Source organism: Nocardioides baekrokdamisoli (assembly GCF_003945325.1).
Classification (GTDB): Bacteria; Actinomycetota; Actinomycetes; order Propionibacteriales; family Nocardioidaceae; genus Nocardioides; species Nocardioides baekrokdamisoli.
Window position 1 is genome coordinate 860,060 of sequence record NZ_AP019307.1, and the last position, 11,857, is coordinate 871,916.

Sequence of the window (11,857 nt, forward strand, 5' to 3'; positions counted from 1 at the left end):
TACGTCTCCGCGCCCCGTCATGAACATCAAGCCTGAGGAGTCCGGCACACCGATGAGCACCGCAGCCGCCGACAACGCCCTTTCCAGCGCGCCCAAGCACGACTTGCACACGACCGCGGGCAAGCTCGCTGACTTCGCGGACCGCATCGACCAGGCGGTCCATGCCTCGTCCGCGAAGGCGATCGAGAAGCAGCACGCCAAGGGCCGCAAGACCGCCCGAGAGCGCATCGAGATGCTCTTCGACGAGGGTTCCTTCGTCGAGCTCGACGAACTGGCCAAGCACCGCTCGGTCGCGTTCGGCCTGGAGAAGACCCGTCCGTACGGCGACGGTGTCGTCACCGGGTACGGCACGGTCAACGGTCGTCAGGTGTGCGTGTTCTCCCAGGACTTCACCGTCTTCGGCGGCTCGCTGGGCGAGGTGTACGGCGAGAAGATCTGCAAGATCATGGATCTGGCCATCAAGACCGGCTCCCCGATCGTCGGCATCAACGAGGGCGCCGGCGCACGCATCCAGGAGGGCGTCGTCTCGCTCGGCCTGTACGGCGAGATCTTCAAGCGCAACGTGCACGCCTCCGGCGTGATCCCGCAGATCTCGCTGATCATGGGCAACTGCGCCGGTGGCCACGTGTACTCCCCTGCCGTCACCGACTTCACCGTCATGGTCGACCAGACCTCGGCGATGTTCATCACCGGCCCGGACGTCATCAAGACCGTCACCGGTGAGGAGATCTCGATGGAGGACCTGGGCGGCGCCCGGGCCCACAACACCAAGTCGGGTGCCTCGCACTACATGGCCGCCGACGAAGAGGACGCCATCGAGTACGTCAAGGGCCTGCTGGACCACCTCCCGCAGAACAACCTCGACGAACTGCCGATCTACGACGTCGTCGCGGACCTCGCGCCGACCGATGACGACCTGGCGCTGGACACCTTCATCCCGGACAGCCCGAACGTCCCGTACGACATGCACAACGTCATCGAGAAGGTCCTCGACGACGGCGAGTTCCTCGAGGTGCACCCGCTGTTCGCCCCGAACCTCATCGTCGGCTTCGGCCGCGTCGAGGGTCGGCCGGTCGGCGTGGTCGCCAACCAGCCGATGCAGTTCGCCGGTTGCCTGGACATCGACGCCTCGGAGAAGGCAGCCCGCTTCGTACGTACGTGTGATGCCTTCAACGTGCCGGTCGTGACCTTCGTCGACACCCCGGGCTTCCTCCCGGGTTCGACCCAGGAGCACACCGGCATCATCCGCCGCGGCGCGAAGCTCATCTACGCCTACTGCGAGGCCACCGTCCCGCTGGTCACCGTCATCACCCGCAAGGCCTTCGGCGGCGCGTACGACGTGATGGGCTCCAAGCACCTCGGCGCCGACATCAACCTCGCCTGGCCGACCAGCCAGATCGCGGTCATGGGTTCCCAGGGCGCGGCCAACATCATCCACCGCCGCGAACTCAAGAAGGTCGAGGAGGACGGCGGCGACGTCGAAGCCCGCCGTGCCGTCCTCATCGACGAGTACGAGACCACCCTCGCGAACCCCTACATCGCTGCGGAGCGTGGCTACATCGACGCGGTCATCCGCCCGTCGGAAACCCGCGCCGAGGTCATCAAGGCCCTGCGACTGCTCGCCACCAAGCGCGCGACCCTGCCCGCCAAGAAGCACGGAAACATCCCGCTCTGATGAGTGACGAGCAGCCGACCGAGGTGGCACCGGCCAAGCCGATGCTGCAGGTCATCAACGCCGACGCGACTCCGGAGCAGATCGCAGCGATCGTCGCCGTCTTCGCTGCCCTCGGAGGCGGTAGCGCGCCAGCGTCGAAGCGGCCGCGTTCGCTGTGGGCGACGCCGCAGCCGCGGCTGACGTACGCACATGGCCTGGGCGGCTGGCGCGCGAGCGGTCTGCCCCGCTGATCGGCGTGGGCACCGAGGCTGAGGCGGCTTCGCTGAGCCGGGGCCCTCGCACGTATCTGTGGTGGGTGCTGTCGCGCCTCGCCATGCTGGTGCTGCTCGGTCTCAACACCGGTGTCGAGACCGACGTCAACTACTACCGGCTCTCACTGGGGTCGGGCCACGGGATGGCGCACACCCTCGTGGAGTACCCGGTCGCCGCGTACGGACTCATCGACGCGGTCTGGTCGTGGTTGCCGTCCACGAACGCCTTCCTGCTCGGCTGGCTCGTCCTGATGCTGGTCATCGATCTGGCGTTCTTCGTGCTCCTGGCACGGAGTCCCGGCCACCCTCGCGCAGTGCGGTTCTGGATCCTGGCCGGACCGGCGCTCGGCCCGATCATCTATTTCCGGTTCGATCTGGTGCCGGCCGTCCTGGTCGGGCTCGCCTGCCTGTACGCCGCCCGGCGGCCGCAGGTGGCAGGCGCCGCAGTCGCCATCGCCGCGCTGATCAAATACTGGCCTGCCGTGGTCGTACCAGGGCTCGTCCGGCAGGCGCGCGAGCGCAGCCGGCTCCTGATCGCCGCCGTCGGGACGGCGGTCGTCGGCGCCCTGTGTGCCCTGGCCGTAGCCGGGTGGCACCGGCAGTTCACTCCGCTGATCTGGCAGAAGCAACGTGGACTGGAGTACGAGGCCGTCTGGGCGACGCCGGCGATGATCCTGCGCTGGTTCCGACCGCATGACTACACGATCGGGCTCAGCGCCTACGAGTCGGTCGACGTCACCGGACCGGGCGTCTCGACCCTGATCACGTTGACCACCGTCACCGAGATCGTGGTGGCGGTCTTGATCGGGTACGCCTGGTGGCGTCGTCGTCGGGACGCGACGCCTGCCAACGGAATGTGGCTGGTACTGGCGACGACCTCGGGCTTCATCATCAGCGACAAGGTGTTCAGCACCCAGTACCTGCTCTGGCTGCTCCCGGTCGCCGCGGTCGCTCTGCTGTTCGACACGAGCCGAACCTTCCGCCGCTGGGCGGCTCTGTTGCTCGCCACCAGCGTCCTCACCCAGCTCAGGTACCCCTTCCTTCAGGAAGCCAGTGCCGGGATGGTTCTGCCCACTGTCGTGGTCACGGTCAGGAACGGGCTGATGATCGGCCTGTTCGCGCTGGCGTTGCGAGAGGCCCTGCGTACCCCCGTCGGTGACTAGGCTCGAACCATGAGTCGCCAGATCGATGACCGCAGCAACTCCTACGTCGACGAGTTGTGCGCGCTCGACCCGATCACCGCGACCGAGGTCGGCGTCAAGGGGCACGACGACCGTCTCCCCGACCTGTCCCCGGACGGGTTCGCCGCGATCGAGGAACTCAACCGTCGTGCGCTCGCCGACGTACGCGCGCTGTCCCCGGCGGACGAGTTGGAGGCCGTTGCCCAGGAGTCGTTCCTGGAACGCACCGGGTTGGCGGTGGAGCGTGCCGACGCCGGTGTGAGCCGCAGCGAGTTCTCGGTGATCGTCAGCGGCCTGCACGCGGTCCGGTCGGTGTTCGACGTGATGCCGACCCAGACAGCTGAGGACTGGGACATGATCGCGGCTCGGCTGGCTGCGGTCCCCGACACGCTGTTGGGCTACCGCATCACCCTCCTGGACGAAGCTCAGCACGGCCGCGTGGCGGCCCGTCGGCAGTACGCCGAGGTCGCCTCACAGGTGCGCGGCTGGACCGGCCAGACGACCGGCGGGAACTACTTCACCACCCTGGTCGCGGATACTCCGACCGACCACAACGGACGGCTGGTCGAATTGGCTCGGGCGGCCTCAGCCGCGTACGCCGAGTTCGGCACATTCCTCGAACAGGACATGGCACCCCGCGGACGCGACGCCGACGGTGTCGGGCGAGTGGCGTACGAACTCGCTTCCCGATACTTCCTCGGCGCCACGATCGATCTCGAGGAGACGTACGCCTGGGGCTGGCAGGAACTCAGGCGCATCGAGGACGACATGGCGGCCACCGCCCGCCGGATCGTGTCCGGCGGCACCATCGACGACGCTGTCGCGGCGCTCGACGCTGACCCGAGCCGTGACTGTGGCAGTCGCGCCGCCTTCACGGAGTGGATGCAGAAGACGTCAGACGACATCCTGGCGCGGTTCGACGGCGTGCACTTCGACATCGCCGCGCCGCTGCGAACCCTCGACTGCAAGGTCTCACCGGTCAATGACGGTGGCGCCTGGTACATCCCACCGACCGACGACTTCTCACGCCCGGGCACGATGTGGTTCTCATTCACCGACGACACGCCCCGCTTCTCGACCTGGCGCAACACCACCACGGTCTTCCACGAGGGCGTACCCGGTCATCACCTGCAGTGCGCCCAGGCGGTATATCGCGCCGATACATTGAACCGATGGCAACGACTGCTCTGCTGGGTCAGCGGTCACGGCGAGGGCTGGGCGTTGTACGCCGAGCGCCTGATGGATGACCTCGGCTACTTCACCGACCCGGGTGACCGGATGGGCTTCCTCGACGACCAGGCGTTGCGAGCAGCTCGCGTGATCGTGGACATCGGTGTCCACCTCGGCCTCACCATCCCCCGCGACAACCCGTTCGGCTGGCGCGGCGGGGAGACTTGGGACGCCGACAAGGTCTTCGAATTCATGCGAGCGCACACCCGGATGGACGACGGCTGGCTGCGTTTCGAAGTGAACCGCTACCTCGGTTGGCCCGGCCAGGCTCCGTCGTACAAGGTGGGCGAGAAGATCTGGTTGCAGGCCCGGGAGGACGCGCGTACGCGCAAGGGCGCGGCTTTCGACCTGAAGCAGTTCCACACCGATGCCCTCAACCTCGGCTCGCTCGGCCTCGACCCCCTCCAGCAGGCGCTAGCGCGCCTCTGACGCCGAAACCCGACATCCGTCACCTCGAGACCCGACATCCGTCACCTCGAAACCCGACATCCGTCACCTCGAGACCCGACGTCCGTCACGTCGAAACCCGACGTCCGTCACGTCGAAACCCGACATCGGTCGTGCGAATCGAAACCACTGGACTAAGTCTGACTAAGTCCGTACCGTGGGGCCATGCCCAAGACAGTCAACATCCACGAAGCGAAGACACATCTGTCCCGCCTGCTCGAGGAGGTCCAAGCGGGCGAGACGATCGTCATCGCCAAGGCCGGAACCCCGATCGCACAGTTGAAGCCGTACCAGCGACCCGACATCGTGTTCGGCGGTATGAAGGACGTGATCTGGGTGGCAGATGATGCCTTCAGCGCGGAGACCGACGCCGAGATCTGGGCCGGCACGGAGTACGAGTACGAGCCGAACCTGTGATGTTGCTCGACACAAATGCCCTCCTGTGGCTGCTCTGGGCACCCGAACGGCTGGGGCCCGCAGCGCGCGAGGCCATCGCGGCCTCGCCGGCCGTCTACGTCTCGGCGATCAGCCATGTTGAGATCCAGATCAAACAACTCAAGGGCAAGTTGCGGGTGCCCGATGATCTGGCCGCCGGCATTGAACGGCAGGGACTCCGGCCGCTGCCGATGCGCGACGTGCACGCGGCGGCCCTGGCTGAATTCCCAGAGCTGGTGGGCCATGATCCGTTCGACCGCCAACTCCTTGCGCAAGCGAGGGCAGAGAGGCTCACGTTGCTCACCTCGGACGAGCGTCTACTCACTCTCGCTCACGACTGGATCCATGACGCCAGGCGCTGAACCACAGTATGAGTCGCCGATTCATACGACAGCAGCAATAATTCCCCGATGTCCTTCTTCGAGCGCGGACCACGCGGCGACGGTCAGTCCGACCCGTCGACGCGGCAATCCCTGCGCAAGTTGCAGGAGGATCCCGTACGCCTCGCGGCTCTTCTTGCGGGGGCGAACAGCGTCGTTCCGAAGCGTCGTCGGCGAGTCGGCTTCTTCACCACGTCCGGCGTCACGATCGTGCTGCTCCTCTCGGCGATCGAGGCCCCGAGCCTGTTCGCCGCGGTGGGACTGACCCACTCTCATGAGGTCTCCGCTGAGCAATCGCGTCCGGTCACGCGTACTCCCGGCTCGAGCCCGAGCACGTCGATTTCCCGCACCTGGGCACCAACTCGGGGCACGTCCAACCCGATCAGCACCGCGAGCCCGCAGGCGACGAGGACGCCCCCGCGGACCTTGGCGCGAACGGTCCGGTCATCAGGGCCGATGGCTCGCGTGGCGGCGAGTCAGACCGCCGCCGCATCCGCGACCGCGTCGGCTAAAGCCCACGGAAAAGCGGGGAAGCACGGCAAGTCCGGCATCGGCAAGAAGTAGGGCACAGGCGGGTTCAGCTTCGCTCGGGACGGCACCGGTCGTACACAGCGGCAACGCCGACCAGAACGATCAACCCAATCGCCGCGTCGATCCCGAGTCGGACCTCGCCGTAGGTGTGCAGGTGTGCGACGAGAGGCCTGAGGGCCACCACCACGACAAGGGCGATGCCGGTTGCAAGTGCGCCGCCGACCAAGACGGAACCCAACCGCGGCCGTACGACCTCCAAAGCCCGGGCAGCCGCGAAGGCCACCACGACGACCCCACACACCAGGGCGACCCACCGGGCCCCGAAGTTGAGGGCGTATCGAATCGGAAGCGCCGGGATCACAAAGATCATCACGAGCCACTCGTAGGCGTGCCTGATCGCCACGACGACGGACGCCGTCGGATACGGCACCGAGGCGGCACGCCGAGACACGTCGGCCAGCACGAGCAACGCCAGAGCGCTGACTGCGAGTGCGGCGGGCAGCCGCGCAGAGTTGTACAGCAGGGACGAGTCGTAGATCTCCAACACCACGACAGCTACCAGAAGCCCAGCGAGCAGCGCGTACGCCAAGGATCGGACGCCCTCCATGAGGACCAGCGGAGCAGCTCCGCGGGTCAGGCGCCCGAGCAGGACGGGGGTGAGAACAGCCGTCACGATTCGCAGGACAAGGTCCACATCGGTCCAAGAACTCCGGAAATGAATCTCGGCCCAGCAGAACGTCGCCGTCCAAGACAACGACGTAAGCCACAACGCAGCCGGCGACAGCACCCACCGGATCGCGCGCGGCGAGGCGTACGCCGCCACCAGCGCATATCCGAGCATGACGAATGGAAGTTCCAGGAGCGCCTGGAAACGGAACAACGACCACCCGAACACGCCGGGGTCCGGGATGAGTGCCGCCAGCGCATGGACCGGACCCGACCGAGCCAGATCGAACCATCCACCCGGTAGGCCAACAGCGGCTCGCGCCGGGTCGCCGCTCCACTGATGATCGATGTACGCAACGACGAGCACCTGGTTGACGCAGATCAGACCGATCACCGCCGCCCACCATCGGAGCAGACGTCCTATCACCGTGGGCACGGATCAGACTGTGCCAGACGAGGCGCGCCTACTGACCGAGGCGAGCCAGCTCCTCGTCGATGACCGCCACATCGAGCTTGGTGAACACCGGCTCCGGCTTCGCGACCGGTGCACCAACGGTGATCAGGTGCCGCTCCCATGTCGGTACGCCGGCGTACGACCCTGTGATGATCGGATAGCCCGCTCCCCCGTCGAGGTCGTCGGCCTCGACGATCTGCGGCATCGGCGCGATCGTGCCGGCCCCGCCGAAGACGGCGTCGATCGCGTTGGCGGAGTGCGGCAGGAACGGCGAGAGGATCAGGTTGAGGTCGGCCACGCACTGGGCAACGACGTGCAGGACCGTGCCCAGCCGCTCCGGGTCGTCCTTGATCTTCCACGGCTCCTGATCAGCGATGTACTTGTTGGTTTCCCCCACCGCTCGCATCGCGTCGAACACCGCCTGCTTTTGGCGATGGTTCGCGAGGTGGGAGCCGACGGTTTCAAACGCTCGGTCGACGGTGTCGAGGACCGCATGATCGACGTCCGTCAGCGCCCCGAGCGCCGGGATCTCGCCGAAGTTCTTGTGGATCAGGTTCGCGGTGCGGTTGACCAGGTTGCCCCAGCCGGCGACCAGTTCGTCGTTGGTACGGCGTACGAACTCCGCCCAGGTGAAGTCCGAGTCGTTCGACTCCGGTCCGGCCGAGGCGACGAAGTAACGGAAGGCGTCCGCCTGATAGCGGTCGAGCAGGTCGCGTACGTAGATCACGATCTTGCGCGAGGACGAGAACTTCTTCCCCTCCATCGTCAGGTACTCCGAGGACACCACCTCGGTCGGCAGGTTGAGTTGGCCGAGCTTGTGGCTCGCGCCGCCCCTGGAGCCCTTGCCGTTGTACGCCAACAGTTCCGCCGGCCAGATCTGGCTGTGGAAGGTGATGTTGTCCTTGCCCATGAAGTAGTACGACAGCGCCTCGGGGTCGTTCCACCAGTCGCGCCACGTCTCAGGGTTCCCCGAACGGCGAGCCCACTCGATCGAGGCCGAGAGATAGCCGATGACAGCATCGAACCAGACGTACAGCTTCTTGGTCGGGTTCTCCCGCCAGCCGTCCAGCGGCACCGCGATGCCCCAGTCGATGTCGCGCGTCATCGCCCGCGGACGGATCTCCTTGAGGATGTTCTGGGAGAACTTGATGACGTTGGGGCGCCACAGACCCTCGGCCTCGCGCTCGTCGAGCCAGGCGTGCAGGGCGTCGGCGAGCGCCGGTAGATCGAGGAAGAAGTGCTGGGTCTCGATGAACTCCGGCGTCTCTCCGTTGATCTTCGACTTCGGGTTGATCAGGTCGGCCGGGTCGAGCTGGTTGCCACAGTTGTCGCACTGGTCCCCACGGGCCCCGTCGTACCCACAGATGGGGCAGGTGCCCTCGATGTAGCGGTCCGGGAGCGTACGCCCCGTGGACGGCGAGATCGCGCCCTTGGAGGTCTGCTCGACGAAGTAGCCGTTCTCGTAGACGCCCTTGAAGAGCTCCTGGACCACGGCGTGGTGGTTCGGGGTGGAGGTGCGGGTGTAGAGGTCGTACGTGCAGCCCAGCGCGACCAGGTCGTTGATGATCAGCCGGTGGTTCTGGTCGACGAGCTGCTGCGGGGTCAGTCCCGCCTCGTCCGCCGCGATCAGGATCGGGGTGCCGTGCTCATCGGAGCCCGACACCATGAGGACGTCGTGGCCCGCCATCCGCATGTACCGGCTGAACACATCGCTCGGCACACCGAATCCCGCGACGTGACCGATGTGACGAGGACCGTTCGCATACGGCCACGCGACTGCGGCCAGCACCTTGCTCATGGGGCGTAAGCCTAGTGAGTCCGGCCCGCCCAGCATGATCGGCGAAGCGGATGTGAACTAGCTCCGGTGCGCGACGTCCAGGACGATCGTCCGGTGCATCGACGGGGCGGCTGCGCTGCCGGAGTAGATCACGTAGAACGCGTCGCGCCCCGCCGGGACCTGCGTCATCGTCAGCGTCGCCACACCGTTGCGCAGCGTGGCCGTGACCTGGCGGGTCGTGCCACGCAGCACCAGCTGCACCGTGCCTGTTGCCGGCAGGTTCGCCGCCGAGACCTGGACCTTCACCGTGACCGTGTTGGGGCCCGGCGTGCTGATGAGTCCCATGACCGCCGTCGTGGTGATGACCCGCGCGACTTGGTAGACCGCAGTCGCCGGGGTCGTCTGTGCCGCCTTCACGGTCGCACGAACCGAGAGCTTGTGGCCCGCGTCGACGTCCTGCACCTGGTACGCGGAGTTCACTGCGCCTGCGATCGGCTTACCGTCACGCAGCCACTGGTAGTACAACCGGCCGCTCCACGGGGCGTACGCATGCACCTGGAGGGAGAGGACTGCGCCGATCGTCGGCGTACCGGTGACCGTGACGTTCGGGTCGATCGCAGCCGTGGAGGCCGCCGGCTTGGCCAGGACGGGCACCTGAGCCGACGTCATCCCCGCCGAGGTGAGCGAGTCACCGCTGTAGGAGATCGAGATCGTGCGGGTGCCGGGAGCGAGACCGTTCAGCGATGCCGACGCGACACCGTTGACCAGGGTCCGGGTGACCTTCACGGCCCCTGAAGCGAAGGTGACCGTGCCGGTCGCCGGCTTGCCCATCTCCTTGACGGTGATCGTCGCCTTGGCCTGGGTCACCCCACCGAGCGTGGTCACCGCGAAGGTCGGGTCGGCGATGACGGGACCGACGGGAGCGAACACCGACGAGTTCGGCTGCAGGCCCTGGTGGCGAGCCGTCTCGACGACGGTGACCATGTGGCCGCTGTCGGCGTGCGTGAGCCGGTATGTCGAGCCGGTCGCGCCAGCGATCGGGGCACCGTCACGACGCCACTGGTAGGTGATCTGCGAGTCCCACGGGGCGTACAGGACCTGGGGCGCGGTGAGCGTGCCGCCGGCCACCAGCGGGCCGCTGACGGTACCGATCCGGTCGATGACCGTGTGCGTGGTGCTCGACGGGAGGACGCGAACCGCTCCGCCGCCATTGGACACCACGGACTTCGCGTCGCCGAGGTAGCTGACGCCGTAGTTCAGGTCGCCTGCAGGCACGTTCTTCGCCGTGACTCCGGCGAAACCGTTGACGAGCGTGCCGACGTAGTGGCTGCCGGCGATGGTCACGACGACCGTGCCCGTCGGGACCGTGCCGTACGCGTTGACGTGGACCGTGAACTGGACCGTGTTCTCGCCACCGCGGGCGGTGGAGACGACGCTCGACGTGCTCCTGATCGTCGCTGTGTCGTTGTACGTACGGACCGCGTTGAGGTACTTCGCCTTCGTCAACGAGACGGTCACCCCGAGCTTCTGGGCGAGATCCGCCGGGCCGGGGACGTACGTCTGCTTGGTCGCCCCCGGGATCGGAGCGCCGTTGCGCAGCCACTGATAGCCGACGGTGGCGTCAGCCGGGGCGTACGTGCCCGGCGAGGCCGCCATCGGCGCCCGGGTCAGGTGCTGGCCGCTGATGCCGCCAGCGGCGCTCAGGACGATCGGCGGCGAAACCACCGGGATCGTGCCGGCGGAGAAGGTCGTGAGCGGCGTGAACGCCTGACGTGACGCCGTCACCGACGCCGTCAGGACCGACCCGTTCTGGTCCTGGGTCGGCGTGAACGTGCTCGTGGTGGCACCCGGGATTGCCACACCGTTGGCGAACCACTGCACCGCCATCGAGGATGCGTTCGGCGCGACCTGCGGCGTGCTGACTGTCAGCGGCTGGCCGACCTGCACGGTGCCCGAGATCGCCGGGCTGGTGAGGCCGTCGAGGGTTCCGGGCGCGATGGCCGTACGCGGACCGACGGTCGTCGTCGTGGTGAGGTATCCCGGACGCGTCGCCGTGATCGTCAGGGTGAGCTTCTGGCCCAACTGGTTCGCCTGCGGGCGGTAGCGCCATCCGGTCGCCCCCGCGATCGGCTTCCACGCGATGCCCCACTGGTACGACAGCGAGGTCCCCGCGGGCCAGGTGCCCGCGTTGGACTCGATCACGTCGTTGACGGCCGGGGCTCCCGGCACCGACGGCTTCACCGACGGCACCAGCGGTCGGTCGGTCCAGTGGATGAATCCACTCGGCCAGTTCTGCGAGGTGTTGATGTAGCGCCAGTCGAAGTCGCTGCCCCAGTTCGACTCGGAGACCACGATCTCCGTCGGCGAGATCACGCGCTCGACGTACGCGACGTGGCCGAGGCTTCCGGCACCCTGGGCTCCGCCCCGCCACCACGCGACGGCCCCGACGCGCGGCGTCTGGTCGGTGATCGACGGGTTGTCGCGGCCCCAGGCCTCGGCGTTGCCGCTGCCGTTCCACGGGCGCACGTTCGGCATGCCGGCCTGCACCTCGCGGAACGCCACGTAGTTGACGCAGTTCCGGCCGGAGTACATCAGCCAGTACATGTTGCCCCAGTACTTGCTGTACTGGCTGTCGCTGTACCCCTTGTTCGAGCAGTCACTGAAGCCGATGCACCACAACGCCGACGACGCGTTTGCCGACGGCGCAAGCAGGACCAATGAGGCGCTCAGCAGCGCCCCGAGAAGGATCGCAATGAACCCTCGCCGGTACCTGTGTGACGAATGTGACGAATGGTGCACACGAGAAGGGTGGTTTAGAAGTGTCAAGCAT

10 protein-coding genes are annotated in these 11,857 nt (G+C 67.0%); 7 read left to right on the forward strand and 3 right to left on the reverse strand.

The features are described from left to right. The first annotated feature begins 52 nt into the window (after positions 1 to 52). From KCTC_RS04095 to KCTC_RS04125, 7 genes are all read left to right on the forward strand, one after another. The gene (locus tag KCTC_RS04095) at positions 53 to 1,675 is read left to right on the forward strand and encodes an acyl-CoA carboxylase subunit beta (RefSeq protein WP_125570007.1); all 1,623 of its coding nucleotides are present in this window, start codon (positions 53 to 55) and stop codon (positions 1,673 to 1,675) included. Further along, positions 1,675 to 1,905, forward strand: a complete 231-nt coding sequence (locus KCTC_RS04100) for an acyl-CoA carboxylase epsilon subunit (protein WP_125567005.1) — start codon at positions 1,675 to 1,677, stop codon at positions 1,903 to 1,905. The genes KCTC_RS04095 and KCTC_RS04100 overlap by 1 nt, the downstream gene beginning before the upstream one ends. Positions 1,906 to 1,910: 5 nt before the next feature. Further along, a complete protein-coding gene (locus tag KCTC_RS04105; protein WP_125567007.1) occupies positions 1,911 to 3,089 on the forward strand; it encodes a glycosyltransferase 87 family protein in 1,179 nt (392 codons plus the stop codon). A 9-nt stretch (positions 3,090 to 3,098) separates the two neighbouring features. Then, on the forward strand, positions 3,099 to 4,766 hold the full coding sequence (locus KCTC_RS04110) for a DUF885 domain-containing protein (protein ID WP_125567009.1): 1,668 nt from the start codon (positions 3,099 to 3,101) through the stop codon (positions 4,764 to 4,766). A gap of 183 nt (positions 4,767 to 4,949) precedes the next feature. Next, the gene (locus KCTC_RS04115) at positions 4,950 to 5,201 is read left to right on the forward strand and encodes a type II toxin-antitoxin system Phd/YefM family antitoxin (protein ID WP_125567011.1); all 252 of its coding nucleotides are present in this window, start codon (positions 4,950 to 4,952) and stop codon (positions 5,199 to 5,201) included. Further along, positions 5,201 to 5,581, forward strand: coding sequence for a type II toxin-antitoxin system VapC family toxin (locus tag KCTC_RS04120; RefSeq protein WP_125567013.1), 381 nt, complete (start codon positions 5,201 to 5,203; stop codon positions 5,579 to 5,581). The genes KCTC_RS04115 and KCTC_RS04120 overlap by 1 nt, the downstream gene beginning before the upstream one ends. Before the next feature lie 48 nt (positions 5,582 to 5,629). After that, on the forward strand, positions 5,630 to 6,163 hold the full coding sequence (locus KCTC_RS04125; RefSeq protein ID WP_125567016.1) for a hypothetical protein: 534 nt from the start codon (positions 5,630 to 5,632) through the stop codon (positions 6,161 to 6,163). A 13-nt stretch (positions 6,164 to 6,176) separates the two neighbouring features. On the opposite strand, the gene KCTC_RS04130 is transcribed toward KCTC_RS04125, so the two are convergent. The 3 genes from KCTC_RS04130 to KCTC_RS04140 are packed head-to-tail and all read right to left on the reverse strand — an operon-like array spanning position 6,177 to position 11,826. Next, positions 6,177 to 7,232: a hypothetical protein gene (locus tag KCTC_RS04130; protein ID WP_125567018.1), complete on the reverse strand. Its 1,056-nt coding sequence runs from the start codon at positions 7,230 to 7,232 to the stop codon at positions 6,177 to 6,179. 28 nt (positions 7,233 to 7,260) lie between these two features. Beyond that, positions 7,261 to 9,048 carry a methionine--tRNA ligase gene (gene metG / locus KCTC_RS04135; protein WP_125567020.1) on the reverse strand — a complete coding sequence of 596 codons (1,788 nt, stop codon included), beginning with the start codon at positions 9,046 to 9,048 and terminating at the stop codon, positions 7,261 to 7,263. A gap of 57 nt (positions 9,049 to 9,105) precedes the next feature. Then, a complete protein-coding gene (locus KCTC_RS04140) occupies positions 9,106 to 11,826 on the reverse strand; it encodes an Ig-like domain repeat protein (protein WP_125567022.1) in 2,721 nt (906 codons plus the stop codon). Between the last annotated feature and the right edge of the window lie 31 nt (positions 11,827 to 11,857).

Excerpts from the sequence above, each read along its gene's own strand:
- KCTC_RS04120 (WP_125567013.1), top strand. The coding sequence starts at position 5,201 with ATGTTGCTCGACACAAATGCCCTCCTGTGGCTGCTCTGGGCACCCGAA.
- KCTC_RS04100 (WP_125567005.1), top strand. The coding sequence starts at position 1,675 with ATGAGTGACGAGCAGCCGACCGAGGTGGCACCGGCCAAGCCGATGCTG.
- metG (WP_125567020.1), bottom strand. The coding sequence starts at position 9,048 with ATGAGCAAGGTGCTGGCCGCAGTCGCGTGGCCGTATGCGAACGGTCCT.
- KCTC_RS04115 (WP_125567011.1), top strand. The coding sequence starts at position 4,950 with ATGCCCAAGACAGTCAACATCCACGAAGCGAAGACACATCTGTCCCGC.
- KCTC_RS04110 (WP_125567009.1), top strand. The coding sequence starts at position 3,099 with ATGAGTCGCCAGATCGATGACCGCAGCAACTCCTACGTCGACGAGTTG.
- KCTC_RS04095 (WP_125570007.1), top strand. The coding sequence starts at position 53 with ATGAGCACCGCAGCCGCCGACAACGCCCTTTCCAGCGCGCCCAAGCAC.
- KCTC_RS04125 (WP_125567016.1), top strand. The coding sequence starts at position 5,630 with ATGTCCTTCTTCGAGCGCGGACCACGCGGCGACGGTCAGTCCGACCCG.